General features: G+C 64.4%; 34 protein-coding genes. 16 read left to right on the top strand and 18 right to left on the bottom strand.

The window, feature by feature from the left end:
- Positions 1-24 precede the first annotated feature (24 nt).
- Entirely contained in the window at positions 25-1338 is a 1314-nt protein-coding gene (locus ACYVKQ_RS05505) for a cation:proton antiporter (RefSeq protein WP_460576454.1), read from the top strand.
- A gap of 84 nt (positions 1339-1422) precedes the next feature.
- Complete coding sequence (locus ACYVKQ_RS05500; RefSeq protein WP_460576452.1) at positions 1423-2880, top strand: M48 family metalloprotease; 1458 nt, start codon at positions 1423-1425, stop codon at positions 2878-2880.
- Positions 2881-2917: 37 nt separating this feature from the next.
- Here the strand turns inward: ACYVKQ_RS05500 and ACYVKQ_RS05495 are convergent, their stop codons facing one another.
- From ACYVKQ_RS05495 to ACYVKQ_RS05470, 6 genes are all read right to left on the bottom strand, one after another.
- Positions 2918-3487, bottom strand: a complete 570-nt coding sequence (locus tag ACYVKQ_RS05495; protein WP_460576450.1) for a hypothetical protein — start codon at positions 3485-3487, stop codon at positions 2918-2920.
- Positions 3488-3546: 59 nt separating this feature from the next.
- Positions 3547-4077, bottom strand: coding sequence for a hypothetical protein (locus ACYVKQ_RS05490; RefSeq protein ID WP_460576448.1), 531 nt, complete (start codon positions 4075-4077; stop codon positions 3547-3549).
- Positions 4078-4192: 115 nt separating this feature from the next.
- Positions 4193-4402, bottom strand: coding sequence for a zinc ribbon domain-containing protein YjdM (locus ACYVKQ_RS05485; RefSeq protein WP_138080756.1), 210 nt, complete (start codon positions 4400-4402; stop codon positions 4193-4195).
- Positions 4403-4414: 12 nt separating this feature from the next.
- Positions 4415-5515 (bottom strand): redox-regulated ATPase YchF, encoded by a 1101-nt coding sequence (gene ychF, locus ACYVKQ_RS05480; RefSeq protein ID WP_460576446.1) that lies wholly within the window; start codon positions 5513-5515, stop codon positions 4415-4417.
- Between the two features lie 142 nt (positions 5516-5657).
- On the bottom strand, positions 5658-6218 hold the full coding sequence (locus tag ACYVKQ_RS05475) for a YdcF family protein (protein ID WP_460576444.1): 561 nt from the start codon (positions 6216-6218) through the stop codon (positions 5658-5660).
- A gap of 99 nt (positions 6219-6317) precedes the next feature.
- On the bottom strand, positions 6318-6665 hold the full coding sequence (locus ACYVKQ_RS05470) for a DUF3276 family protein (RefSeq protein WP_460576489.1): 348 nt from the start codon (positions 6663-6665) through the stop codon (positions 6318-6320).
- Between the two features lie 257 nt (positions 6666-6922).
- On the opposite strand from ACYVKQ_RS05470, the gene ACYVKQ_RS05465 reads away from it, so the two are divergent.
- Positions 6923-7846, top strand: coding sequence for a DUF58 domain-containing protein (locus tag ACYVKQ_RS05465; protein ID WP_460576442.1), 924 nt, complete (start codon positions 6923-6925; stop codon positions 7844-7846).
- Positions 7847-7872: 26 nt separating this feature from the next.
- A complete protein-coding gene (locus ACYVKQ_RS05460) occupies positions 7873-8070 on the top strand; it encodes a hypothetical protein (RefSeq protein WP_460576440.1) in 198 nt (65 codons plus the stop codon).
- A 248-nt stretch (positions 8071-8318) separates the two neighbouring features.
- Here ACYVKQ_RS05460 and ACYVKQ_RS05455 read toward each other — a convergent pair whose 3' ends face one another.
- The 3 genes from ACYVKQ_RS05455 to ACYVKQ_RS05445 all read right to left on the bottom strand — a co-directional run bounded on the left by ACYVKQ_RS05455 (position 8319) and on the right by ACYVKQ_RS05445 (position 10101).
- Positions 8319-8963: a DNA-3-methyladenine glycosylase family protein gene (locus tag ACYVKQ_RS05455; RefSeq protein ID WP_460576438.1), complete on the bottom strand. Its 645-nt coding sequence runs from the start codon at positions 8961-8963 to the stop codon at positions 8319-8321.
- A gap of 188 nt (positions 8964-9151) precedes the next feature.
- Complete coding sequence (locus ACYVKQ_RS05450) at positions 9152-9637, bottom strand: hypothetical protein (protein ID WP_460576436.1); 486 nt, start codon at positions 9635-9637, stop codon at positions 9152-9154.
- The gene (locus tag ACYVKQ_RS05445) at positions 9634-10101 is read right to left on the bottom strand and encodes a GNAT family N-acetyltransferase (RefSeq protein ID WP_460576434.1); all 468 of its coding nucleotides are present in this window, start codon (positions 10099-10101) and stop codon (positions 9634-9636) included. Before ACYVKQ_RS05445 ends, ACYVKQ_RS05450 begins: the two co-directional genes overlap by 4 nt.
- A 97-nt stretch (positions 10102-10198) precedes the next feature.
- On the opposite strand from ACYVKQ_RS05445, the gene nhaA reads away from it, so the two are divergent.
- Complete coding sequence (gene nhaA, locus ACYVKQ_RS05440) at positions 10199-11356, top strand: Na+/H+ antiporter NhaA (protein WP_460576432.1); 1158 nt, start codon at positions 10199-10201, stop codon at positions 11354-11356.
- A 47-nt stretch (positions 11357-11403) separates the two neighbouring features.
- Here the strand turns inward: nhaA and ACYVKQ_RS05435 are convergent, their stop codons facing one another.
- Positions 11404-12423: a threonine aldolase family protein gene (locus ACYVKQ_RS05435; protein ID WP_460576430.1), complete on the bottom strand. Its 1020-nt coding sequence runs from the start codon at positions 12421-12423 to the stop codon at positions 11404-11406.
- 202 nt (positions 12424-12625) lie between these two features.
- On the opposite strand from ACYVKQ_RS05435, the gene ACYVKQ_RS05430 reads away from it, so the two are divergent.
- The gene (locus ACYVKQ_RS05430) at positions 12626-12784 is read left to right on the top strand and encodes a hypothetical protein (protein WP_173664832.1); all 159 of its coding nucleotides are present in this window, start codon (positions 12626-12628) and stop codon (positions 12782-12784) included.
- Positions 12785-12975: 191 nt separating this feature from the next.
- On the opposite strand, the gene ACYVKQ_RS05425 is transcribed toward ACYVKQ_RS05430, so the two are convergent.
- A complete protein-coding gene (locus ACYVKQ_RS05425) occupies positions 12976-13470 on the bottom strand; it encodes a metallophosphoesterase family protein (protein WP_460576427.1) in 495 nt (164 codons plus the stop codon).
- A 238-nt stretch (positions 13471-13708) separates the two neighbouring features.
- Here ACYVKQ_RS05425 and ACYVKQ_RS05420 point away from each other — a divergent pair, with 238 nt between their 5' ends.
- Both ACYVKQ_RS05420 and ACYVKQ_RS05415 read left to right on the top strand, forming a co-directional pair.
- A complete protein-coding gene (locus ACYVKQ_RS05420) occupies positions 13709-14410 on the top strand; it encodes an NUDIX hydrolase (protein WP_460576425.1) in 702 nt (233 codons plus the stop codon).
- Between the two features lie 19 nt (positions 14411-14429).
- Complete coding sequence (locus ACYVKQ_RS05415; protein WP_460576423.1) at positions 14430-14912, top strand: hypothetical protein; 483 nt, start codon at positions 14430-14432, stop codon at positions 14910-14912.
- A gap of 118 nt (positions 14913-15030) precedes the next feature.
- On the opposite strand, the gene coaD is transcribed toward ACYVKQ_RS05415, so the two are convergent.
- Both coaD and ACYVKQ_RS05405 read right to left on the bottom strand, forming a co-directional pair.
- Positions 15031-15501, bottom strand: a complete 471-nt coding sequence (gene coaD, locus ACYVKQ_RS05410) for a pantetheine-phosphate adenylyltransferase (protein WP_460576421.1) — start codon at positions 15499-15501, stop codon at positions 15031-15033.
- Positions 15502-15585: 84 nt separating this feature from the next.
- On the bottom strand, positions 15586-16479 hold the full coding sequence (locus ACYVKQ_RS05405) for a DUF3822 family protein (protein WP_460576419.1): 894 nt from the start codon (positions 16477-16479) through the stop codon (positions 15586-15588).
- A gap of 180 nt (positions 16480-16659) precedes the next feature.
- Between ACYVKQ_RS05405 and ACYVKQ_RS05400 the strand changes: the two genes are divergently transcribed.
- From ACYVKQ_RS05400 to ACYVKQ_RS05390, 3 genes are read left to right on the top strand one after another with little or no spacing between them, the layout of a single operon-like run.
- A complete protein-coding gene (locus ACYVKQ_RS05400) occupies positions 16660-16821 on the top strand; it encodes a hypothetical protein (protein ID WP_460576417.1) in 162 nt (53 codons plus the stop codon).
- A 6-nt stretch (positions 16822-16827) separates the two neighbouring features.
- Positions 16828-17256, top strand: coding sequence for a TolB family protein (locus ACYVKQ_RS05395; RefSeq protein ID WP_460576415.1), 429 nt, complete (start codon positions 16828-16830; stop codon positions 17254-17256).
- Positions 17257-17292: 36 nt separating this feature from the next.
- The gene (locus ACYVKQ_RS05390; protein ID WP_460576413.1) at positions 17293-17643 is read left to right on the top strand and encodes a TolB-like translocation protein; all 351 of its coding nucleotides are present in this window, start codon (positions 17293-17295) and stop codon (positions 17641-17643) included.
- Positions 17644-17758: 115 nt separating this feature from the next.
- Here the strand turns inward: ACYVKQ_RS05390 and ACYVKQ_RS05385 are convergent, their stop codons facing one another.
- Positions 17759-18265 (bottom strand): NUDIX hydrolase, encoded by a 507-nt coding sequence (locus tag ACYVKQ_RS05385; protein WP_460576411.1) that lies wholly within the window; start codon positions 18263-18265, stop codon positions 17759-17761.
- Between the two features lie 48 nt (positions 18266-18313).
- A complete protein-coding gene (locus tag ACYVKQ_RS05380; protein WP_460576409.1) occupies positions 18314-18931 on the bottom strand; it encodes a DUF4126 domain-containing protein in 618 nt (205 codons plus the stop codon).
- A gap of 151 nt (positions 18932-19082) precedes the next feature.
- Between ACYVKQ_RS05380 and ACYVKQ_RS05375 the strand changes: the two genes are divergently transcribed.
- From ACYVKQ_RS05375 to ACYVKQ_RS05355, 5 genes are all read left to right on the top strand, one after another.
- The gene (locus tag ACYVKQ_RS05375; protein ID WP_460576407.1) at positions 19083-19550 is read left to right on the top strand and encodes a PaaI family thioesterase; all 468 of its coding nucleotides are present in this window, start codon (positions 19083-19085) and stop codon (positions 19548-19550) included.
- The gene (locus ACYVKQ_RS05370; RefSeq protein ID WP_460576405.1) at positions 19547-20083 is read left to right on the top strand and encodes a hypothetical protein; all 537 of its coding nucleotides are present in this window, start codon (positions 19547-19549) and stop codon (positions 20081-20083) included. Before ACYVKQ_RS05375 ends, ACYVKQ_RS05370 begins: the two co-directional genes overlap by 4 nt.
- Before the next feature lie 34 nt (positions 20084-20117).
- Positions 20118-21563, top strand: a complete 1446-nt coding sequence (locus ACYVKQ_RS05365) for an ATP-dependent DNA helicase (protein ID WP_460576403.1) — start codon at positions 20118-20120, stop codon at positions 21561-21563.
- Between the two features lie 56 nt (positions 21564-21619).
- The gene (locus ACYVKQ_RS05360) at positions 21620-21868 is read left to right on the top strand and encodes a hypothetical protein (protein ID WP_460576401.1); all 249 of its coding nucleotides are present in this window, start codon (positions 21620-21622) and stop codon (positions 21866-21868) included.
- 97 nt (positions 21869-21965) lie between these two features.
- Positions 21966-22478, top strand: a complete 513-nt coding sequence (locus ACYVKQ_RS05355) for a DUF1573 domain-containing protein (protein WP_460576399.1) — start codon at positions 21966-21968, stop codon at positions 22476-22478.
- Between the two features lie 81 nt (positions 22479-22559).
- Here ACYVKQ_RS05355 and ACYVKQ_RS05350 read toward each other — a convergent pair whose 3' ends face one another.
- The 3 genes from ACYVKQ_RS05350 to ACYVKQ_RS05340 form a co-directional block, all read right to left on the bottom strand.
- On the bottom strand, positions 22560-22940 hold the full coding sequence (locus tag ACYVKQ_RS05350) for a DUF423 domain-containing protein (RefSeq protein WP_460576397.1): 381 nt from the start codon (positions 22938-22940) through the stop codon (positions 22560-22562).
- A gap of 72 nt (positions 22941-23012) precedes the next feature.
- Positions 23013-23699 carry a YggS family pyridoxal phosphate enzyme gene (locus tag ACYVKQ_RS05345; protein WP_460576395.1) on the bottom strand — a complete coding sequence of 229 codons (687 nt, stop codon included), beginning with the start codon at positions 23697-23699 and terminating at the stop codon, positions 23013-23015.
- A 112-nt stretch (positions 23700-23811) separates the two neighbouring features.
- Positions 23812-24861 (bottom strand): vWA domain-containing protein, encoded by a 1050-nt coding sequence (locus tag ACYVKQ_RS05340; protein WP_460576393.1) that lies wholly within the window; start codon positions 24859-24861, stop codon positions 23812-23814.
- Between the last annotated feature and the right edge of the window lie 70 nt (positions 24862-24931).

Below are 24931 nucleotides of genomic sequence, written 5' to 3'. Positions count from 1 at the left end.
GTACCACCTCCCGACGCCCGCCGCATGTCGCTCTACAATCTCTGCTTGGTGGTGCTGGGCGTGGCCATTCTGGCCGTCGCCTGGCTGCCTTCGCTGCTGCGCAAATTCCCGCTCTCGTACCCCATCCTGTTCGTGGGACTGGGGGCACTGGTGTTTGCGTTGCCGATTGGCCTGCCCGCCCCCGACCCCATCAAATACTCCGGCTTCCTGACCCACCTCACCGAAATCTGCGTGACGGTGGCCCTGACGGGCACCGGCCTGAAAATCGACCGGAAGTTTTCGCTCCGCCGCTGGCGGGTGCCGCTGCGGCTGGTGCTCATTCTGATGATTGTCACCATGGCCGGCTTCGTAGCCGCCGCCTGGGGCCTGGGCGGCATGGCGCTGGCTTCGGCCGTGCTGCTGGCCGCCACGCTGGCGCCCACCGACCCCGTGCTGGCCGGCGACGTGCAGGTGGGCAAGCCCGGCGAAGGCCGCGAAGACACCGTGCGCTTTGCCCTGACCGGCGAGGCCGGCCTCAACGACGGCCTCGCCTTTCCCTTCGTGTACCTGGCCATTGCCCTGCTGCCGGGCGCGGGCCCGCTGGCTGACCGTCTGCTCGAGTGGGCCTGGCAGGACGTGGCTTACCGCACGGTAATGGGCGTGCTCGGCGGCTGGCTGGCCGGGCGTGTGCTCTCGTTCCTGATTTTTGATCTGCCGCACCGCATCCGCATCAATCCCGAGGCCTACGGCTTCGTGGCGCTGGCCGTCACCCTCACGGCCTACGGCGTGACCGAGCTGCTGCACGGCTACGGCTTTCTGGCCGTCTTCGTGGCCTCCGTGACGCTGCGCGCCCACGAGCGCAGCCACGAGTACCACACCGAGATGCACGAGTTTACCGACCAGCTGGAGCGCCTCTTCATCGTGGTCATTCTGATTTTGTTTGGCGGGGCGCTGGTGCACGGGCTGTTGGCACCGCTCACGCTGCGCGGGGTGACCCTGGGCTTGCTGCTGCTGCTGGTGCTGCGCCCCGTGGGAGGGATGCTCAGCCTGGGCCGCGGCCGCATCAGCTGGCCCGAGCGCCTGGTAATTTCCTTTTTCGGCATTCGCGGCATCGGCTCCTTCTTCTATCTGGCCTTCGCCACCAACCGGCATTTCTTCCCCGACGCCCGCGAGCTGTGGGCCACTACCGGCTTCACGGTGCTGACTTCCATCGTGCTGCACGGCGTGCTGGCCACGCCGATTATGGATTGGCTTGACCGCCGGCAGGGCCGGCCCACCGCCGTGGAGCTAGAGGAGCAGCACATGGCCGAGGCCGAAGCCACCGACCAGCAGGCCGCGGCCGCCGCGGGCAAACGGTAGTGGCCGGGCTTCCGGCGTAACCTTCCGCCCTGGTACGTTCGTTGCAGAGGCGTTGCCGTATTCGCATCCTGATCTTCCTCCTTCATGACTCCCACCTTGCTGCAATCCATACGCGCGGCGGCCCTGCTGGCCCTGCTGCTGCCCCTCGCGGGCTCGTCGAACCCGGTGACCGATAACGCCGCCCGCAACCGGGCCGCCCCGCCCGTGCAGGGCGCCCAGCCCGATCCGGCGGTGGTTGCCCAGTTCGGCCTGCTCAACAACACCAAGCTGCAAAGCTACATCGACGACAAAGGCATGCAGATGGGGCGCGTGTCGGACCGCCCCGCCGACGTGAAAGGCTTTACCATCGTCGATTCGCCCATCATCAACGCCTTTGCCACTCCCGACGGCCACGTGTACTTCACCCGCGGCATCATGGCGCACTTCAACAACGAAGCGCAGTTTGCGGGCGTGCTCGGCCACGAAATCGGCCACATCACTGCCCGCCACGGCCAGAAGCAGCAGACGCGCTCCACCATTGCCAACGGCGCGCTGATTCTGGGCTCCATCCTCTCCAAGCGCGTGGCGTCCATTGCCCAGCCGGCCTCGCAGGTGGTGGGCCTGGGGCTGCTCAAGTACGGCCGCGACGACGAAAACGAGTCGGACAAGCTGGGGGTGAAGTACTCCAGCAAAATCGGCTACGACCCGGCTAGCATGGCCGACTTCTTCCTCACGCTGCAGCGCACCGAGCAAAGCAGCGGCGCGGCTACCATTCCGACGTTCCTTTCCTCACACCCGAACTCGGCCGACCGCTACCAGAACGTGAAAAAGCTGGCCGTGCAGGCCGAGCAGCAGGCCGGCCGCCAGCTGGCCGTCAACCGCGACCAGTACCTGCGTCTGATCGACGGGCTGCCCTACGGCGACAACCCGCGCGAAGGCTTCGTGGAGGGCAGCGTGTTCTACCACCCCGATCTGAAGTTCCAGTTCCCGGTGCCCTCGGGCTGGAAGTCGCAGAACTCGCCCTCGCAGTTTCAGATGGCCGAGCCCAACGGCAAGGCCGTCATCGTGCTGCTGCCCGGCGGCAACAAGGGCCTCGACGAGACGGCCCAGGCCCTGGCCCAGCAGCTGAAGCTGCAAAACGCCCAGGCCCAGAAAACGACCATCAACGGCTTCCCCGCCATGGCCATTCAGGGCGACCAAGTGGGGCAGGACCAGCAAACCGGTCAGCAGGGCATCACGGCCCGCACGCTCACCTACCTGATTCAGGACGGCCAGAGCATTTACGTCTTTGTCGGGCTCACGTCGCCCGCGGCCTTCACCACCTACGCCGACGACTTTCAGCGCACGGCTCAGGGCTACCGCCGCCTCACCGACGCCGCCAAGCTGAACCGTCAGCCCGAGCGCGTGCGCATCAAAACGGCCAAAGCTGGCCAGACGCTCAGCCAGGCCCTCGCCGCCAACGGGGTGCCCACGAAGCGCCACGAGGAAATGGCCATTCTGAACGGCATGAAAACCTCGGACAAGCTGACCAGCGGGATGCTGTTTAAGGTTGTGGGGAAGTAATTTCTATCGGCTAAAGGATGAAGCGCTAGGCTTCGAGTTAATCGAAGCCTAGCGCTTTTATGTGTGTCTCGATTTCCCGTTCGTCGAACAGAATCCACACATCATCGCCGTAAGGCAGGTGCGGTACGAAGTTGTTCTCGGCGCACCAATTGGCTACACCTATGCGGTGACCTCCAAAATTCAGTACAACCAAGTGAGGCTCATTGTAGAAGGTTTCCTGCTTCGTTCCGTGGGTACCATACTCCGTCCACGTTTCCTTGCTCAGGCCGAATACCTCAAATGCTTCCAACGGCTGACCCAAGCAGCGTTGCCAGTACACGGAGTCTGGGGCAAAACGCTCGACTTCGGTGCAGAATGACTCACAGGATACACTCAGACTATACTGCATCCAGCCCGGAACAGTGTCCCAGCTGATATACACCGTGACACGGCCTTCAAACACCAGCTCCACCTGCTGTGCAATAATGTCGGTGGCGCCGTTGCTGGTAAGGATATCCAACGGGTGCATGTCGTGATAGTACACCTCCGTTAATATCATTCCTGTTACCTCCCTCAGCGGGGTCGATACGTGCTGCCGCAGGGCTTCACGCATTAAATAGTCAGCCATTGTATATGAAAAGCGCCTCGGCCAAGTCTAATGGGAGCGTTGAAATTACGAAGCCGCCTTCACCACACTAGCCGCGTGCCCACGCTTAGCTGCGTTAGCAGTTCGGTATAGCTGCTGTATTCGTCGCCCTCGTGGTAGGGGCCGGTAGCGTTCAGCTCGGCCGTGAGCTGGTGGCGCCCGAGCGGAAAAGCGTAGCCTAGGCGCAGGGCCGGCAGTACGTCGTGCTTGCGCAGGGTGTAGACACGGGCCCAATAGCTGTGGTAGTCGTCTTTCAGATACTGCAAAGCCACACCGGCGCCCACAAATAGGCCACGGCGCTCGGGCTGGCGGCCCAGGCGCAGTTCCAGCAGGGCGGCCCCGGTGAGGCAGTCAAACTTGCCCTCCTCGAACTCGTTGGCGAAGTTCCGGTCGAAGCGCCGGCGGAAGTAGTGCACGTAGGTGCTCAGGCCCAGGCGGCGGAGCGGGCGGTAGTCGGCGCCGATCTGAACCGACGGACCCACATAAACCATGTCGGCGTTGCCGCTGGCGTGCAGGCCCGCGTAGGGGCGCAATTGGTGTTGAGCAGTGGCCAGGCCGGCTAGCAGGAGCAAACAGAAGAGTAGAAGTAAGCACATACGCAGCAAGAAAATACGACAAACGCCCCGGCTGAATAGCCGGGGCGTTTGTAAGATACCAGAGCGGGAGCCGGGGTGGCAGCCGGGGCTGTTATGCTTTTTTTAAGAACTCGGTCTTGAGCACCATCGTAGTGCCCCCGGCCCGGCCCTCAATTTCGCCAGCGCTGTTGGTCAGGCGAATGTTCTTCACCAGTGTGCCGCGCTTGAGCACCTGCGAGGAGCCTTTCACTTTCAGGTCCTTGATGAGCGTCACCGAGTCGCCTTCGGCGAGCAGGGTGCCGTTGCTGTCTTTTACGTCCATGAAGCAGGCCGCTTACACGTTGAAGCGGAAGTGCATGATGTCGCCGTCCTGCACCACGTACTCCTTGCCTTCCACGGCCATCTTGCCGGCTTCCTTGATCTTGGCTTCCGAGCGGTACTGCTCGTAGTCGGGCAGCTTGATGACCTCGGCGCGGATAAAGCCCTTCTCGAAGTCGGAGTGGATGACACCGGCCGCCGCGGGCGCTTTGTCGCCGCGGTGAATGGTCCAGGCGCGTACTTCCTGCACGCCGGCGGTGAAGTAGGTAATCAGGTTCAGGATGTCGTAGGACGCGCGGATGAGCTTGTCCAGGCCCGACTCGGTGAGGCCGTACTCGCCCAGGAACATGGCCTTTTCCTCGGGGTCGTCCATTTCGGCAATCTGCGACTCGATGGCGGCCGAAATCACCACCACCTGCGCGTTTTCCCCGGCTACGTGCTGGCGCAGCGCGTCCACATAGGCGTTGCCCCCGGCCGGAATGCTGCCTTCGTCCACGTTGGCCGCGTAGATAACGGGCTTGATGGTGAGCAGCTGCAGGTCTTCCACCGCGGCCAGCTCTTCTTCCGTCGCGTCGAGCGAGCGGGCGTTATTGCCGGCCTCGAGGTGAGCCTTGAAGCGCGTCAGGGCCGCCACCTCTTTCTTGGCTGCCGCGTCGCCGCTCTTGGCCGAGCGCTCCGACTTCTGCAGCTTCTTATCGATGCTTTCCAGGTCTTTAAGCTGCAGCTCCGTGTCAATCACGTCCTTGTCGAACACCGGATCTACGCCGCCGGCCACGTGCACAATGTTCGGGTCGTCGAAGCAGCGCACGACGTGAATGATGGCGTCGACTTCGCGGATGTTGGCCAGGAACTTGTTGCCCAGGCCTTCGCCCTTGCTGGCGCCTTTTACCAGGCCGGCGATGTCTACGAACTCCACGATGGTGGGCACCACGCGCTGGGGCTTCACGATTTCCTCCAACACCTGCAGGCGCGGGTCGGGCACGGTGACCACGCCCACGTTGGGCTCGATGGTGCAGAAGGGGTAGTTGGCCGATTCGGCCTTGGCGTTCGACAACGCGTTGAACAGGGTGGACTTGCCCACGTTAGGCAGCCCGACGATACCGCAGCGGAGACCCATGCGTTTTGCTTATACTGATATGCTGAATTCGAAGGGAAAGAATGAGCTGAAACTCCATTCGGGGGCAAAGGTACGAAGTCCGAAGGCGGGAAGCACCGGCGGCTGTGAATTGGAGCTGGCATCTAAGGCCCCGAGCCGCGCTTTAGCGTAGCCGGGCGGCGTAGTAGGCCGGAAACTCGCGCAGCAGGCTGTACCCGTCGCGCAGCTCGAAGTAGGGGGCATGGGCCGAGTACACCTGAAAGTGGCCGGCGCGCAGCAGCAGGTACTTGCTGCGGGTGAGGTGGTAAAACTGCGACACGACGATAACCGAGCGGAACCGGCACCGCGTAGCCAGCCGGGCAAAGTTTTCGGCCGATGCGCGCGTAGTATTGCCCAGGTTGTCGACGATGATGGCCGCCCGGGGCACGCCCTGCGCCACCAGGTACTGGCTCATGGCCAAGCCTTCGTAGTGGCCCTCCCGGCCCAAGCCGCCGCTGACGACGATTTTGGGCGCCAGCCCGGCCCGGTACAGGGCTAGGCCTTTGTCGAGCCGCGCCCGCAGCCGGTCCGAGAGGCTACCGTCGGCGTGGACGGTATTGCCCAGGATCAGCAGGCTGTCGGCGGGCCCGATGCGGTCCTGCAGACCGTCGCGGGCCACCCACCCGCAGTGCAGGACCACCCAGCCGGCCACCACGGCCAGCAACAGGTAAATGAACGTTCTCATGGGCCGGAAGGCGCTGCCAGGCTGCCACGCGCAGCAACGCGCTACCGCCGTAGCCGGGGCCGGGCGGTAGCGCGTTGCTGGTAACGAGGCAGTTAGGGCTTAGTAAGCGTCGGGCGTATACTCGGGGCCTTCGTAGCGGTTGGGGTCGTTGAACTCGGGGCGCGGACGGTCCAGGTCGGCCACTTCCTCGGGCGTGAGCAGCTCCTGCCGCACGTACTCGATGGCGTCTTGCAGGGCGTCGGCAAACTTGAGGAAGTCCTCTTTGTACAGGAAAATCTTGTGCTTCTCGTACGAGAAGGTGTCGTCGTCGCGCAGGCGGCGCTTGCTCTCGGTAATGGTCAGGTAGTAGTCCTGACCGCGCGTGGCCTTCACGTCAAAGAAATACGTGCGCTTGCCGGCTTTAATGCGCTGGGAATAAATCTCGTCCTGTTCGTAGCGGTCTTCCACGGGGTCCAACAAAAAGATGAAGAAAAGGGAGGGGTACTGGGATATTTTGGGATGATTGCAAAATTCCCGGCTAAAACTAGGCTTTTGCCCACGGATATAAAAATTTTTAGGCCAACAAATTCGGCCTCTCAGGCTTAGGATAAAGAAGGCAAAACGACGACCGCCGCTTCGGGGGCTGCGCCGTACCCGGCGGGCACCACGGGCGCAACCCGTGCGTTACCTTCGCAGTCATTGCCGTTGGTACTTACTCCGCCTCCATGCCTCCTCAGCCGCTCGATCTGGCCGCCGTCCGCTCCTTCGAAAACCTGGAATTCCTGGCCCGGCAGCTAGTGGATGGCTTCATCACGGGCCTGCACCAGTCGCCCTACCACGGCTTTTCGGTGGAATTCTCGGAGCACCGGCTCTACAACCCCGGCGAAAGCACCCGCCACCTCGACTGGAAGGTGCTGGCCCGCACCGACAAGCTGTTTGTGAAGCGCTACGAGGAAGAAACCAACCTGCGCTGCCACCTGCTGCTCGACGTGAGCCCCAGCATGTACTACCCGCGCCCCAGCCACGACAAGCTGCACTTTTCGGTGCTCTGCGCCGCCGCGCTGGCCACCCTGCTGCAGAAGCAGCGCGACGCGGTGGGCTTGGTCACCTTCGCCGACCGCATCGAGGTGCAGACGCCGGTGCGCTCCACCAGCACCCACCGCCACACGCTGCTGCTGCAGCTGCAGCAGCTGATGGAGCGCGCGGCCCCCACCGAGCGCGGCGGCACCGACGTGGCGGGCGTCATCCACCAGATTGCCCAGCAGATTCCCAAACGCAGCCTGGTCATCCTCTTTTCCGACATGCTCGGCCGCAGCCAGCAGGACCAGGCGGCCACGCTGGCCGCGCTGCAGCACCTGAAGCACCAGCACCACGAGGTGCTGCTGTTTCACGTGATGGACCGCGCCACCGAGGCCGATTTTGACTTCGCCGAGCGCCCGTACGTGTTCGAGGACGTGGAAACTGGCGAGCGGGTCAAGCTCAGCCCGGCCCAGGTGCGTGAGCAGTACCGCGCGGCCATGCAGCGCTACACCCAGGAGCTGGCCCTGCGCTGCGGGCAGTACAAAATCGATTTCGTGCCGGTCGACATCCAAGAGCCTTTCGACAAGGTGCTGCACGCCTACCTGGTTAAGCGCGGTAAAGTCCGCTAACCTCCTTTTACTTTCCCAAACGACCCATGGAGCACATAGCTTTAATTGTCATCTGCTTTGTGCTGACGGTGCTGAGCGCGCTGATTACCGCCTACATTGCCCAGGGCAAGCCCTTCTGGCGCTGGTTTCTCATCGGCATGCTGCTGCCCTACGTGAGCATCTTCATTGCTATGATCATGGTGTACCGCGAACAGAAGGCCGAGGAAAAGCAGCAGAAGGGCTAAATGTGGTGTTGCCGGGTTTGCGGGCTGGAATATAAATACTCGCCCTGGGGTGAGGACGAGCAGACGCCCGACTACACCATTTGTGACTGTTGCGGCGCGGAATTCGGGTACGAAGACTATACGCCCATTTCAGCCCGGGCCTACCGGCAACAGTGGCTGACGGCCGGAGCTAAATGGTTTACACCTAAGCAGCGGCCTGCCAACTGGCACGTAGACCTGCAACTGAAGCAAGTGCCCGCGGCTTACCGCTAGGATTCCGGCGTGTTGTCCAACGACTGCCAGAGGTACTTGCAGGCAAGGGAGCGGTAGGGCCGCCAGGGCTCGGCCAGTTCCGTCATGCGCTTGAGCAGCGCGCGGCCGGTTTCTTCGAGGCCGTAATGGCGGCGCATGGCGTTCTGAATGCCCAGGTCACCCTCGGCAAACACGTCGGGCTGGTCCAGGGCAAACATCTGCAGCATCTGGGCCGTCCAGCGGCCTACGCCCTTGATCTGCGTCAGGTGCTGGGTGAAGGCGTCCTCGGAAAGCTGCGAGAGGTGCGCGTGGTCGAGCTGCCCGGCCAGGTTGAACGCGGCAATGGCGCGCAGGTAGCCGGCTTTCTGCTGGCTGATGCCCGCCGCGCGCAGTTCGTCGTCGGAGAGCTGCGCCAGCAGCCGGGGCTCGGGGTAGCCGTCGGGGCGAAACAGGCCTTCAAGCCTGCGCCAGATGGCCGCGGCGGCCTTGGTCGAAATCTGCTGGCTGACCACGGCCTTGAGCAGGGCCAGGTACAGATCTTCGTGGGCGGAGGCCCGTACCGGCCGGCCCCGGGCAATCAGGGCGGCCAGCACCGGGTCGGCCTGGCTGAGGTGGCGGCGCGCTTCGTCGTGGTCGTAGGTGTAGTCGGCGGGCAGGGTCATGGCGCAAACTTACCGGCCGCCGCTGATTCGCACACGCAGCCGCGGGAAACGCGCGCGTAGTTCGTCGTAGTCGACCCCAGCCAGCAGCGAGGAAAAGCTTAGGTCCAGGCGCTTCAGATTGGGTGGTAGGTGCTGAACAGGCAAATGACGCACGTACGTATCGGCGAAACTCAGGTGCCGCAGCGCCGTCAGTTCCCGAAACGAAGGCGGCAGCGTACGGAGCGGAAGCAGGCAGTTTTCAAGGCGCAGCAACCGCAGGTTTTCAGGCGACCGAAGTCGGCGGGCAGCTCCGTTATATCGGTTCCACGAACCATGAGGTAGCGCAGTTGCGTCAGGTTCGACAGCCACGGCGGTACGGCGCTGATGGCCAAATTAAGCAGGAGCAATTCGCGCAGCTCGGTTAGCTGGCCGATGGCATCGGGCAGGGCAAACGCAGGCTCGCCGGTGAAGGGCGGACCGCCCCAGCTCCGCAGGAAGAGGTAGCGCAGGTGGGTGAGGCGAGCGAAGTCGGCGGCGTGCGGGGCCAGGTCAAAATCAAAACTCAATTCCAGTTCCCGTACCCGGCCGGCGTGGCGCGCGGCTTCGGCAAGCGAAGTCCACCGCTTGGGTCCGAACCACGGCCGAAACGGCAGCCAGGGGCGCTGGTAGCAGGAGGCTGAATGCTGGAAGCTCACGCGTCGAGCAGCATGTGCACCTCGTGCAGCCCCGGCGCGAACTTGTCCGGCGCCACCTGCAGCGTGCGAAAGCCCAGCTTGGCGTAAAAGCCTTCGGTATGCTGCGACGTCTTGATTTCGATGGCGACGCCCGGGTGCGCGCGGCGGCACGCCGCCACGCGGTACGCGCTGAAGGCCCGGCCCACGCCCCGCCCGTGCAGGCGGCGCTCCACCATGCCCCAGGTGAGCACGGCGTAGGGGTCGTTCAGGGCGTAGCCGCCGGCCGCGGCCAGCCCCGGCCAGTCGGGCAGCTCGCCCACGAAGTAGGGGAGGCCCTGCGTGAGCACCGGGCCCCGCAGAAACGCGCGCAGCTCGGCTTCTTCCTCGGGCACGAAGTAGGGCGCGAGGTTGCTGGTAAACAGCTGTATGACGGCCGTTTCGTCGGCGGCAGCGTAGGGGCGGATGCGTAGGGACAAGGGGTTCATCGGGGGCACGTGCGCGTAGGCGGCGAAAGGCAAGCGCCTAAAATTCCACACTTTTGCCCGAAACCAAGCCGCCCGGCGCGACCAACTACTTCTGCATATGCCCATCCGCCGCCTCATGCATCCCATTCGCGAACTATCCGAACGCGGCCAGCTGGCGGGCGTGCTGCTGCTGCTGGCCACCGCCGCTTCGCTGCTGCTGAGCAACTCCGGCTTCGGGCCGCAGTACCTCGCCTTCTGGGAGCAGCACTTCGGCTATGGAATGCTCGATAAGTCGGTCACGCACTGGGTCAACGACGGGTTGATGGCGGTGTTCTTCTTCATGGTCGGGCTCGAAATCCGCCGCGAAGTGCTCTACGGCGAGCTGGCCGAGCCGCGGCAGGCCATGCTGCCGGCTTTGGCCGCCGTGGGCGGGGTGGTGGTGCCGGCCCTGGTGCACCTGGCCCTCACCCGCGGCACGCCCGCCGCAGCCGGCTGGGCCATTCCCACCGCCACCGACATTGCCTTTTCCCTCGGCATCCTTTCCCTGCTCGGCGACCGGGTACCCTTCGCCCTGCGCGTGTTTCTGACGGCCCTGGCCATCATCGACGACCTGCTGGCCGTGCTCATCATCGCGGCCTTCTACACCGGCGGACTGCACCTGGGCTATCTGCTCGGCGCTGCCGGGTTGTTTGGTTTGCTGCTGGGCCTGAACCGGCTGCGGGTGCGGCCGCTCTGGGTATACCTCACCCTGGGGCTGGGCTTGTGGTTTTGCGTGCTGGAGTCGGGGATTCACGCCACCATTGCCGGCGTGCTGCTGGCTCTCACCGTGCCCGCCGACCGCATCGAGGACCTGGAACACGCCTTGCAGCGCCCCATCAACTACGTTGTGCTGCCGCTGTTTGCGCTCTGCAACACGGCCATTATCCTGGCCGCCGACGTGCTGCCGCAGCTCACGTCCGGCCTCGCGCTGGGAGTAGGGCTGGGGCTGCTGTTGGGCAAGCCCGTCGGCATCGTGGGGGCCACGTGGCTGCTGGTGCGCCTGGGCCTGGGCCAACTGCCGCCGGGCGTCAACTGGCGCCGGTTTATTGGGTTGGGCTTCACGGCGGGCATCGGGTTTACCATGGCCATTTTCATCGCCACGCTCTCGTTTGCCGATCCGGCTGCCATCGACGTGGCCAAGCTGGCCGTGCTGCTGGGCTCGGCCCTGGCGGGCATTGTCGGCGCGCTCATTCTGGCGCCGGGGCGCCTGACCGAACAGGGGGAAGTGGAGGAATAGCACGGGCCGGGACGCGAGCCACTGGACTACGCCCCGGCCCGTGCGCCCTACTGAGGCACCGTTTGCAGGGCTTTCAGCACCTGACCGATGGCCGCATCGTCCACGTCGAGGTGCGTGACGAACCGCACCATCTGCGGGCCAAAAGCGGAGGCTTTGATGCCGTGGTCGGCCAAGTGCGCCAGGAACTGGTCCTCCGTCAGGCCGTCGCGGAGGCGGAAGATGACCAGGTTGGTCTGGGCCGGCAGCACGTAATCGACGTACGGGGCCGCCTCCAGGGCCTCGGCCAGCTGCCGGGCGCGGCGGTGGTCATCGGCGAGGCGCTCCACGTGGTGTTCCAGCGCGTGCAGGCCCGCCGCGGCCAGGTAGCCGGCTTGCCGCCAGCCGCCGCCCATCACCTTGCGGATGCGCTTGCACTTCTTGATAAAAGCCGCGCTGCCTACCAGCACCGAGCCGACGGGCGTCCCTAGGCCCTTGCTCAGGCAGATGGAAATCGTGTCGAACAGCCGGCCGTATTCCTGGCTACTCTGCCCGGTGGCCACCAGCGCGTTGAAAATGCGGGCCCCGTCGAGGTGGAGCGGAATGCGGTGCCGCCGGGCTAATTCGGCAATTTCTTCCAGTGCCGCCCACTCGTAGCAGCTGCCGCCGCCGCGGTTGTGGGTGTTTTCGAGGCTGATGAGGCTGGTATTGGGGTAATGCACGTTGTCGGAGCGGATGGCCGCGGCCACCTGCGCCGCCGTCAGCCGGCCCCGGTCGCCGGGCAGCAGCGCCACCGAGGCTCCTGAGTGAAAGGCAATGCCCCCGACTTCCCAGAGGTAAATGTGCGAGGTCTGCTCGCACACCACTTCGGACATCGGCTCGGTGTGCGCCTTGATGGCAATCTGGTTGGTCATCGTGCCCGAGGGGCAGAACAGGCCGGCCTCCAGCCCGAAGCGGCGGGCCGCCTCGTGCTCCAGCTCCCGCACGGTGGGGTCTTCTTCGTACACATCGTCGCCCACCTGGGCACGGAACATGGCATCGAGCATGGCCGCAGTGGGCCGGGTAACGGTATCGGAGCGAAGGTCAATCATGAGCAAAGCCAGGAAGAAGCAAAAGAAACCCGGGCCGCGTCAAAACGGGCCGGTGGGCTCGGGAAGGGCAAAACTACGGGCTGCCCGCCGGAGAATCGCCGGCAGTTTACGGAATCTGATTCGGCCGGCAGTAGCCAAGCTGCCAAACTTTTGCTTACCTTTGCCCCCTCATTCTGCAGAATAGACTCAAACCGACCGCGTCATGACCGTTACTCGTCTCAAGCGTAAGCACCGCAAGAACATCGCCCGCGCCAACAACAAGGTGCAGGAAATTAAGGACCTGCTCCGTACCCCCGTTCTGAAGAACGTGGACATCGAAGAGCTGAAAGCCAGCTTCAAGAAAAACGAGGCTGCTGCCTAGTTTTCAAGCCGCCGCTTCCGTTTAGGAAGTTCGCGGCGGCAAGTCCGGCCGGTCGGCTGGTACCCATAAAAAAGCGCCTTCCGTGGCCACGGAAGGCGCTTTTTTATGTGCCTAGAGTTGTCCTCTTGCACCTTGAGCGCAAAACGAAGTACGCCCGAAGGAGGCGCGCTGGCGCCTAAACGGTTCCGGTGCTACACCCGCGGGCCCAGCTCAACGGCCTGCAGATCCAGCACGCGGCCCGCTTCTACCCGGAACTTGAGCAGCGTGCGCACCTTGTGAAAGCCGTGGCGCCCGGCGGCCCCGGGGTTCAGGTGCAGCAGGCCCAGCGCCCGGTCGGGCATGACGCGCAGAATGTGCGAATGCCCGCAGATGAAGAGGCCGGGCCGCTCGCGCTGCAGCAGCGCCCGCGCACCGGGCGCGTAGCGGCCCGGGTAGCCGCCGATGTGCGTGATGAGCACCTTGAGCCCGGCCACCTCAAACACCAGTGTTTCGGGGCAGCGCAGGCGCACCGTTCGGTCGTCGATGTTGCCAAACACCGCCCGGAGTGGCGCTATGGCCTGCAGTTGGTCGAGCACCTGCTCGGCGCCTACGTCGCCGGCGTGCCAGATTTCCGTGCAGTCGCGCAGGTGGTGCGCGATGCGCTCATCGAAATAACTGTGGGTATCGGAAAGCAGGCCTACGAGCATGGAAAGGGGCAAATAACCGGCCGCAAGGTACGGCCCGCGCGCTGGCGGCATGGATTGGCCGGCTAATTTCCGGAGGCGTGTTACCTTTCCTGCTCGCAGCCGTATCTGGCCTGACTGGCCGCCACACCCGGCCCGCCTTGCCAGGCTTGGACCACAGCTTTCGTATCCCGAAATTAATGCTGTGTTTTGCAGCTTGCCGGACGATCAACCGCATCCTTTCTCCTTCTGACTTGCCGCGATGAACGTTTTCATCAACGACATCCCGATTATCATCAAAAAGACCTCTGACAAGGTCTACAAGCACCGCTACGACCTGATTCTGGGGCCCGAAGATGAGTTCATCTCGAAGGACCTGGTGGGCGACGTGCTGGTGCGCGACGTGACGCCTGCCTTCATCGACCGCATGCTGCGCCTCATGGAAGTGAAGAAGCTGAAGAAGCTGACTTCCCTGACCCTGCTGGCCCGCAAGAAAAAGGCATTGATCCTGCACTTGAAAGACCAGTTCCGCATTGCCAAAGCCGCCGGCGGCCTGGTGGTGAAAGACGGCATGATCCTGATGATCTACCGCCTCGGCAAGTGGGATTTGCCCAAGGGCAAGCTCAAGAAGGACGAAGACCCCGCCGAAGGCTCGCTGCGCGAAGTGGAGGAGGAGTGCAACATCAAGGTGGCCCTGGGCGACAAGCTGCCCAGCACCTGGCACTCCTACGCCTACAACGGCAACAAGATCCTGAAGAAGACCAACTGGTACATCATGCAGTGCCTCGACGATTCGCTCATGAAGCCCCAGGCCGAGGAGTACATCGAGGAGGTGCGCTGGATGGAGCCCAAGGAGGCGCTGCAGGCCCTGGACGAGTCGTACGCTTCCATCGCGCTGGTGGTGCGCCACTACCTGAGCGAGGTGGCCGGCCACTCCAACGCGGCCGAGCCCATCAGCCACTAAGCCGGGGCCTTTGGCTTTTATGCGAACAAGTCGCGCTTGCCTGCTGCTGGGGCTGTTGCTGCTGTGCGGTGGCGCGGCGTGCACGCGCAGTACCTCCACGGTAGAAAACCCCACTCCGGGCCGGCCGCGGCCGGGAGGTACGGGGCGGCGCCTCAACGCTCCGGCCCTGGTAGGCCGCAACATCGATCAGGTGCGCCGGCAGCTCGGCCCGCCCCGCGAGACGCGCACCCAGGCCATCGGGCTGGAGCCCACGCGGCAGCAGCTGCAGGACACCAAGGGCGAAGACTGGATCAACACTTTTGAGCAGGACGGTACGACCATCGTCGTGACGTTCAACGCACGCACCCGGCAGGTGCGCGACCTGGTGCTGCTCGGGACCAACGAGGACGAGCTGGTGCGCCGCGCCGGCCTGGAACTGGTCGACGACCGGTACCTGGTGCTACCGGTGCCCGACCCCGCAGCGCCCACTAAAATCATGGGGGTGCGCGTGCTGCCCCGGTAGGGGGAAGGAAGAATTAAGAAGGAGAAAAGACGATTGGCGCGCAACCCTGTGAGGAGCAGGAATGTAGCCTCATTCCTCATTCCTCATTCCTCATTCCTCATTCCTCATTCCTCATTCCTCATTCCTCATTCCTCATGGCAGGCATCTGGAACGGCACGAAGTCGTCCACGTTGCCGCCAAAGCGGTGAATCTCGCGGATGATGGTGCTGCTGATGGCGGCCAAGGCCGGAGAGGTAATCAGAAACACCGTTTCTAGTTCGGGGTTGACGTGGCGATTGGCCTGCGCGATGGTGTTTTCGTACTCGAAGTCGGTAGTGTTGCGCAGCCCGCGCAGCAGAAAACGCGCCCCCGTCTCCCGGGCAAAATCGGCCGTCAACCCTTTGTAGGCTTGCACCGACACCCGCGGTTCACCCTGAAAAACCGCTTCAATAGTGGCCACCATCTGTTCGACGGGCAGGTAGCGCTGCTTGCTGCTGTTGTTGCCGATGGCAATGATGATGTGGTCGAACAGCGCGGTGCCGCGCCGCACGACGTCGAGGTGGCCGTTGGTGAAGGGGTCGAAGGAGCCGGGAAAGAGGGCTATTCTCATGGTTGAATTGTTAAATGGCTGAATAGTTGGTCGTTCTGGGGTTGTTGGCACGGCCAGCCATTTCGCCATTCAGCCATTTGATAATTACTCGCAGAGGTGCAGGCTGTAGAGTTCGAAGTAACGGTATTCGAACACGTCGTTGAGGCGGTAGCTGTAGCCCAAATCGTAGGGGCGGTTGCCGAAGCGCACGTGCCGAATGTACTTGCGAAGCACGGAGAACAGCTCCGAATCGTGCATCAGGTCGCCGTACACCACCACCGGGTCTTCGTCGGGGTTGAGGCTCAGCTCCTGCATCACCAGGATGACGTAGTAGATAAAGTCTTCGGCGGTGCTGAACGTGAATACGTTGCAGAATTCCGGCCGCTTGTCGCGCACCACCACCACGGTCAGTTCCTGCGGCCCCACGCTCAGGAACAGGCGCGGGGCGCCCTGCCGCTCGCTCTGGTGCACCACGCCTTCGAGCAGGGCGCTGGTCTGGTGCAGCAGCTTCTGCTGGGGGTACGTGCGCTCAAACCACTCGGCCAGCGGTTTTTCGGCGGCGAAGATGCTCACCACTTCCTGGCCGGGGTGGCGGTAGCGGCGCACCACTTCGTGCTGCGGATCGAGGGTGTGGTGCAGGCGCAGGTAGGTGGCCTCGTCGCCGTCGCGGAACAGCGGGGCCGGCAGCAGCGTGAAATGACGGTGCTGCACGGCCAGGCGCACGCGGTTCCAGCCGGGCTGGCCTACCAAATCGTGCTGGGCGGCCAGGGCCTGCAGCTGCCCGGCCAGCGAGGTAGCCGGCAGGGCGGCGTAGTCTTCCAGGGCCACGAAGCGGTTGCGACGCACATCGGCCACGCCCACGCGCAGGCCGTGGGCCCCGGCCGTGAGGTAGAGATTGTAGCCGGCCAGGTTGGTCGGGTCCAGGGTTTCGTCGCGCAGACGGTGCAGGGCCGTGGGCGGGGCCAGGGCAGAATCGGCGGAAGCTACGAGGGAAGACACGGGCGGCACTTCAGAGGCGAATAGGAGGTCTAAAGGTACGCAGAGGCCGCCCATCGGCCGCACCCGCCGGCCGCTATGGGAAACACCTTTCCTTAAATTACCTTGTTGCCGGCCTTTACCTCTTTTACGTGCTCACGCCAACCAGCGTATTCCAGGGCCGCTTCACCAAAGCCGACTGACATGAAGCCACTACTACCCCCGGCCTTGCTGGCCGCGCTGTTGCTGGCGGGCTGCCAGTCCAAGCCCCGGGAGCTGCCCCAGCCCCAGGATGAACCCGAAGAGGCGTGCCCGCCGCCGCCGCAGTTTGGCTACACGCCGCAGGAGGTATACCCGTACCGCTGATCGTCGGTGTACAACCCACGCGACGCCCACGAAATAGCCTACCTCATGGATACGGTGAGCCTGCCCGGCCCCGGCCCGCGCCTGCGCAACCTGTGGACGCACGACCTGCGCACCGGCCGCGGACGGCGCCTGGTCAACGACGTGGTAAGCGGCCCCGACTGGAGCCGCCGGGGCTGGCTGCTGCTGGTGCGCTCGGGCGGCCAGGTCTGGAAAGTCAAAAGCAACGGCGACAGCCTGACCCAGCTCACGAGCCAGGGTTATCACTACAGCCCCTCCTGGAACCCGGCCGGGACGGAGTTTGCCTGCTCCCGGCAACTGACCAGCAACACCAACAGCGGGCTGGCCATTCACCGGGCCGATGGCACGCCGGTGCGCTTCATCTCTACCACGCAGCGGACGGTGTTTCACCCGCTGGCCTGGTCGCCGGACGGGTAGCGCATCGCGGGGCTGTACGCCGGCAGCGGCCGGCAGATGATCAGCACCTACGAGCTGGCCACGGGCCACATCGAGGAGCTGGCCGCGCCCACGCCCCACCTGGGGGTGAGCAGTATCCGCTGGCTGCCCAACGGCCGCGACATCGTGTGGGCCGATATCCATCAGGGCGTATCCCTCACGAGCACGACCAGCCGCGAAACCCGGCTCATCCGCGCCGTCTGCCCGGGCGGTACCCGTACGTTTTCCATGGTGAGTGCCTCGCCCGACGGGCAGCGCCTGCTGATGCTGCGCGTCGACGGGCAGCCCAATAGCGCGTACATGATGCTTACCGCCAGCCTGGAAACCACAAACCTGAATGGCAAAGACATCCGCAAGCTTGGGTTCTAGCAAGGCGAACCAGCGAGAATCCGTCAGCGGCTTAACAACTCCAATTACCAACGCGCCGCCGGGCAGGTACCCGGTGGCGCGTGTGTGGTGATGGTACTTTCCCGTGAAGGATCCTTCAGCGCAGGCGCAGCTGCGGAATGTACGCGTCGTCGGTGCTGATCAGGTCGCGCAGGATGGGGTGCACCTGCTGCGGCGGCAAGCGCACCAGCTCCTGCGGGGTGCGCCAGGCCAGGGCCGTGAGCAGCTGCTGGTCGGGGGCGTGTTCGGGGTCGTGGCCGAGGCTGGGCAGGGCAGCCGCATCGGTGGGGCGCACCTCAAAGAACATTTCCAGGGCCTGCAGCCGGTCGCCGTGGTACTCGTGCAGGTGCAGGAAACGGCCGACGGTAACTTCCAGGCCGGTTTCCTCACGAAACTCGCGGGCCACGCCCTCGCGCAGCGTCTCGCCGAAGTGCCAGCCCCCGCCGGGCGGCGACCAGAACGGTTGCTCGGCGGGCAGTAAGCCGCGGTGGGCGGTGAGCAGCAGCGCGCCCTCGTGGACGAGCAGCCCGCAGACGCGCACCCGGGCGCGGTCGGTGTAGGCGTGCAGCAGCGGATCAGGAGGCAAGGTAGGCGTGGCGGGCATAGGTGCGGGTAGGTAAAGCGGAGCGGTCGGGGTTGCAAGTGTACGGCGCTAAACCCGATCTGGCCCGTTGAGGTTGGCCGAAATTCCGCCGGCCTGCTGGCGCCGCTGGGCCCGCCAGCGGCGCAAGCGGCTTACCACGAAGATGATAAAGCCCACCGCCAGGCCCGCCACCAAGAGCGGCAGCAGCAGGGCCAGGGCGGCGCCCACCACGGCCAGCACGTTCTCGATGGTGGCGAAAAAAGGGTTGCCCAGGCCGCCGGTAGCCACCGTGGAGCCCGCCCGCAGCAGCGCCGTGCCCGACTGCACCACCCCGGCCGCCCCGCCGCCCACCAGCACGCCCAGGCCCCAGCGCAGCACCGGGTTCAGCTCGGGCAGGGCCGAGGTCATCAGCAACGTGCCGGCCACGAAGGACGCGGGCGTGGTGAGCGTGTCCAGGAAATTATCGACCACGGGCAGGTAGTAGCCCAGCATTTCGGCCAGGGTGGCGGTAGCCAGCACCCCCAGCGCCGGCCACGAGCCCAGCCACGCAAAGCCCGGCGACGGGGCCAAGTAGCCGGTGCGGTAGGCAATGCTGGCTGCCAGCAGCGGCACGAACACGCGGAAGCCGCTGCACGCGGCCAGGGCCAGCCCGAGGGCGCCGGACAGGAGGTAATCGGAGGGATTCATGGCCGAAGCAAAGAAGAGAATGGCTACGCTCACCAGTATACGAAAAGCCGCGCGGGAACTGCCAAGGCCACCACCCCAGGTTGCACCGAGCCGGATCAGGCTGGCAACCGGCGGAAACCCGCTTCGCCCGACGTGGGGTACCTTTGCGCTGATGTCTGCTTATTCTGCCTCCGCTACCACCACCGACGACGACCTGACCGTCCGCATCCGCCGCAAGCTGCAGCGCCAGCACTTCATGCACCTGATCGGCGCCGACCTGACCACCATCGAGCCAGGCCGCGTGCAGGCCGAGCTGGCCCTGGAGCAGCAACACCAGCAGCAGCGCGGCTTTGCCCACGGCGGCCTCGTGGCCACGCTCTGCGACCTGGTGGCCGGCTTTGCCGCCGTCACGCTCATCCCCGACGACCACGGCATGGTGACTTCCGATCTGAAAATCAGCTACCTGTACCCGGGCCTGGGCGACCGGCTGGTGGCCACCGGCTGGGTGCTCAAGCCCGGCCGCCGGCTGCACTTCTGCGAAGCCGAAGTGCGGGCCTTCGGCGGCCAGAACCCGGCCGAGGGGCTGCTCATTGCCAAGGCTTCGGCGACGATGGCGGTGGTAGAGCCGATACAATCATGAGCAATCCGTCGGCCTCCGAGTGGAAATATTACGTCGCCTGGGTGCGCCTGCACCAGCGCGACCAGTATGTACTGTGGTGCACGGCGGAAAACGAAGACGCGCTGTGGGCCGACGAAAATGGTCGGGTGCCCGTTTTGGGCAGCTCCAATGGAGTGAGGCAGCTGGCCCGGCAGCTGAGAGTGGCTTTGCAGGAAGAAGAGCCGCTTTGTCAGGATCTAGACCGCGCCTGGGCTTGGATAGCTGCCCCTCACCAAGAAGTTCCTTGTGCTGCATGCCTGACGGCCTGGAATCTGTTTGATGATCTGGCCAATGGAGTTAGAGCCGAGTTTCTCGGCTGGCGCCGGGGCCCAGTGCGCAACCGGGTGTTCGACAAGCTGTACGACTGTTCGGGCTTCTGGCGCATTTCACCCGCGGAGGCCCGGCAAGACCGGCACTGGCGCAAAGAGGAGCGCAACACCCTGCGCCGCGTGCTACGGCAGGGTTTCCGGCTCTGGGCGAAATATGTTTACCCAGCACCGAATCCGGCTGCCTAATTTGCTGTTCTAAGAGCTGAGTTCAGCGCCCCGAATGATAACAACCCGCATACCTTCCGTTCGCAACTACTTCCCCTTCGACCCCACCGAAGACCAGTCTACCCTGTTCGGGCAGCTCGACGGCTTTTTGAAAGACCAGCTGCCGGGCCGCAAGGTGTTTTTGCTGCGCGGCTACGCCGGTACTGGCAAAACCACCGTGGTCAGCGCCCTGGTGAAGTGGCTCGACAAAATGGGCCGCAAGTACGTGCTGATGGCTCCCACCGGCCGGGCCGCCAAGGTAATGGCCCAATACGCGGGGGTGCCTGCCAGCACCATTCACAAGCGCATTTACCGTAAGTCGGGCGGCTCCGACAACATGGCCTTCACGCGCCAGCCCAACCGCTCGGGCGAAACGCTGTTCATCGTCGACGAAGCCTCGATGATTTCCAACGAGAAGTCCTTCGGCGAAAGCGCGCTGCTGGACGACTTGCTCGGCTACGTGTTCGAAAAGACCACCAACCGCTTGCTGCTCATCGGTGATACGGCCCAGCTGCCGCCGGTGGGCCAGAGCCTCAGCCCGGCGCTGGACGCGGGCGTGCTGGCCTCGTCCTACCGCTGCCGCGTCGACGACGCGGAGCTGCGCCAGGTGATGCGCCAGGCCGAGTCGTCGGGCATTCTGATGAACGCCACCGTGCTGCGCGAAGAGCTGCGCCACGCCCAGGACGCCACCCCTGGCTCGGCCGACGCCAATCCGCGCATCAACTTCGTGACCAAGGGCTACCCCGACCTTTACAAGATGGGTGGCGACAAGCTCGAAGACGGCTTGCGCTGGGCCTACCGTCACTACGGCCACGAAAACACCACCATCATCTGCCGCTCCAACAAGAACGCCAACCAATACAACCAGCTGATCCGGCGCACCTTGTTCGATGCAGAAGAAGAAATCGAGGCCGGCGACTACCTCATGGTGGTGCGCAACAACTACACCTGGCTGCCGGCCGAGTCGGAAGCGGGCTTTCTGGCCAACGGCGACTTCGTGGAAGTCACCAAAATCGTGCGCCGCATCGAGGAGTTCGGCTGCCGCTTCGCCGATGCCCGCCTGCGCCTCGTGGACTACCCCGACGAGCCGGAGCTGGAGGCGCGCCTCTTGCTCGATACCCTGCACACCGAAAGCCCGGCCTTCCCCGCCGACCGCAACAAGGCCCTCTACGAGGCCGTGAAGGCCGATTACGCCCACCTTACTACCAAAAAGGAGCAGGCAGCGGCCCTGCGCGCCGACCCCTACCTGAACGCGCTGCAGGTGAAATTTGCCTACGCCCTGACCTGCCACAAAGCCCAGGGCGGGCAGTGGCCGGCCGTGTTCGTCGACCACGGCTACCTGAAGGAGGACATGATCAACGCCGAGTTTACGCGCTGGCTGTACACGGCCGTCACCCGCGCTTCGGACAAGCTGTTTCTGCTGAATTTCAACGCCAAGCTGGTGGACACCGACGCGGAATGATTCTGTCGGCGTTGGTGTTGGTCCAACGAGTGTTTCGCCTTGATAACCTGAACTGTATGCCGCTGTTACGGGTGTTGCTGGCCGGCAGCCTCTGCCTGCTGACGGTGGCCGCCACGGCCCAGACGACCCCCGGCAAGCCCGGGCGGCCCCCGCGCGGGGCCGGTCCTTCGGCGTGGCGCAACCAGCCGCCTGCCACGGCTGTGGCGCCGCCGCTGTCGCGGCAGGACCGACGGGCTTACGAGAACTGCCCCAGCCCGCAGCGCTACTCCCGCAAGCACCGCCGGAAGCTGGTGCGCATCTGGTAGCTTTGCTCATCTGATCTTCACTGGCTTGGCCCGATTCTTGGCCGGCCGCGCGAAAAGATTAAATTTGTTGACCACCTCTTCACAGTATACCCGCACCATGAAAAAAGCACTTGTCCTGGCGCTGTCGCTCACCCTGGCTGGATTTGCCGCTCAGGCCCAGTCGGCTTCCGTTCAGCCTGCCAACGCGAAAGAAAAGGTAGCTGGCCCGGCCATCACCTTCACCGAAATGAAGTTTGATTTCGGCAAAATCAAGCAGGGCGACGTGGTTGAGCACACGTTCAAGTTCAAGAACACGGGCAACGCGCCGCTGATCATCTCCAACATCGGCACGAGCTGCGGCTGCACCACCCCGGACTGGACCAAGGACCCCATCGCACCGGGCAAGACGGGCACCATCACGGCCAAGTTCAACTCGACTGGCAAAATGGGCATGCAGAACAAGGTGCTGACCGTGGAATCGAACGCCGCTGCCGGCAGCGCCATGGTGTCGCTGGTGGGCGAGGTGCTCGACCCGGCCGCGGCTCCGGCTCCGCAGGAAGCTGCCGCCGAGACCAAGATCAAAGCCAAAGACGGCGACGTGAAAGTGAAATCCAAAGGCAAGAAGTCGTAATTCGACCATCCCCTTAGCACGCACAACGGCCCGGCCAGCAGTACGCTGGCCGGGCCGTTGTGCGTGCTAAGGGCCGGAATATTAGGGCAGGCGCAGGGCCGCCACGGCGAGCATAATCCAGCCGATGATGAACAGCACGCCGCCGATGGGCGTGATGGCGCCCAGCCAGCGCACCCCGGTGAAACACAGCACGAACAGCGAGCCGCTGAAGACAACGATGCCGCCGAGCCACAGCCAGGCCACCGTGCCCAGACTGGTCAGCTCGGGCCGCAGCGCGCGCAACACGCCCACCGCCAGCAGGGCCAAGGTGTGGTAAAACAGGTAGCGCACGGCCGTTTCAAACGTGTCGAGGCGCTGGGTGGCTTCCAGGTGCGCTTTGAAGGCGTGGGCCCCGAAGGCCCCAAGCGCCACGCCCAAGGCGCCGAGTACGGCGGCCGTGAGCAGAATAAGGCGGGCAGTCATAACAAAGGTGGTGAACAGGTGAAGTGCGGAGTGTGGCCGGCGCAGGGGCTGCGCCGGCGGCTGGAGCTGAAATTATTCTTCCGTGGCCGGGTAAGCGCGGTGGCCGAAAATGGCGCTGCCCACGCGGATGAGCGTGCTGCCCTCATCGATGGCCAGGCGGTAGTCGCCGCTCATGCCCATGGAAATTTCGCGGAAGGCTTCATCCTGCGAAAAGTAGGTGGCTTTCAGGTGCGCAAAGTAGCCGCGCAAGGTGCTGAACTCGCGCCGCAGTTGGGCTTCGTCGTTGGTGTTGGTGGCAATGCCCATCACGCCGGCCAGCCGCACGTGGCGCAGCTGGCCGGCGGCTTCGTCCTGCAGCAGCGCTTCGGCTTCGGGCAGCGACAGGCCGAACTTGGTCTCCTCGTCGGCAATGTGGAACTGCAGCAGGCCGTGAATCATCCGGTCGTGGCGGGCAGCCTGCCGCTCCAGTTCCAGCAGCAGCTTCAAGCTGTCGATGCTCTGCACCGTGTGCACGAAGGGCGCAATGTACTTGACCTTGTTGGTCTGCAGGTGCCCGATCAGGTGCCACTCGATGTCGGCCGGCAGCGCGGGCTGCTTGGCGGTGAGCTCCTGCACGCGGTTTTCGCCGAACAGGCGCTGCCCCGCGTCGTAAGCCTCCTGAATCAGCTCGACGGGGTGGGTTTTCGACACAGCTACCAGCCGGCAGCCGCTGCCGCTGAGCTCCTGCTGAAATTGGTGAAGGGCGGAGGCAATGGACATAAGGGGTAATGAAAAGCGAAGTAAGAGCGAGAAAGACAGGCGAAACGGCGTAAGCACCGCCGTTGGCCACCACGCCGACGGTGAGAAACAATCTTCCAGCCGTCCGGCTTGCTCAATCTTCCAGCGCGTTGGTTAGAAAGGTGTTTTTCAGCGCCAACCACAGCAGCCACAGCCCCAGGCACCAGTAGAGGTAGTAGCGGTAGTAGTCGTGGGTGTTGCGGTAGCGGGTGAGCTTGATTTCCGACTGCTCCAGGCGGTTGATGCGGGCGAAGATGCGCTGCAGGGCCGAGTTGTCGGTGGCGCGGAAGAACTGCCCCTCGCCGGCCGCGGCAATCTGGCGCATGGTCGTTTCGTCGAGGCGGGCCTCCACGTAGCGCGGGCGGCCCAGCTCGTCCTGCCCGTAGGCCACGCGCCCGTCCTTGCCCAAGCCGATGGTGTAGAGCTTCAGCCCGAAGCGGTGGGCCAGCTGGGCGGCCGTGAGCGGGTCGAGGGCGCCGGCCGTATTCTCCCCGTCGGAGAGCAGAATGCACACGCGGGAGCGGCCGGGGGCCGTGCGCAGGCGGTTGGTGGCCACGCCCAGGGCCGTCCCGATGGCCGTACCGTCGGTCGGAATCATGCCCAGGCGCAGGTTCTGCAGCTCCTCGCGCAGCAGCTCATAATCCGTCGTCAGCGGCAGCACGGAGTAGGCCTCGCCGGCAAAGGCGACCAGCCCGATTCGGTCGCCGCGCCGGCCCTGCACAAAGGCCTGCGCCACGCGCTTGGCAGCTTCCAGCCGGTTGGGCTGCAGGTCCTGCAGTTCCATGGAAGCCGACACGTCGACGGCCAGTAGGATGTCGATGCCGCGGCCGGTCTGCTCCACCCGCTCGTCGGTGCGCTGCGGGCGGGCCAGGGCCAGGATGCCCATCATCAGGCTCAGGCCCAGCACCACGTCGGGCACGAAGCGCAGCAGGGCGCTCCAGTGGGCGCGGGCCTGCCCACGCACGAAAGCCACTCCGAGCTTGCTGCGGCGGCGCTGGGCCAGCGCCTCGCGCACCAGAAACAGCAGCACGACGGCCGGCAGCAGCAGCAACAGGCGCGGGTGCGCCCAGGTATAGCCGGTAAGCGTGGAGTAGCGCAGCCCGTCGAACAGCGGCGCCAGGAATTGCTGCCAGAATTGATCCATGCGAGCCGAAAGGTACGCAGAAGGGTGGGGAAGGCCGCGCGGCAAGCTTACCCGAATTGCTGCTTGGCGC

This window comes from Hymenobacter coalescens, from assembly GCF_054783195.1.
The sequence above is the reverse complement of the archived record's forward strand: the minus strand, read 5'-3'. Positions and strand labels throughout refer to the sequence as shown.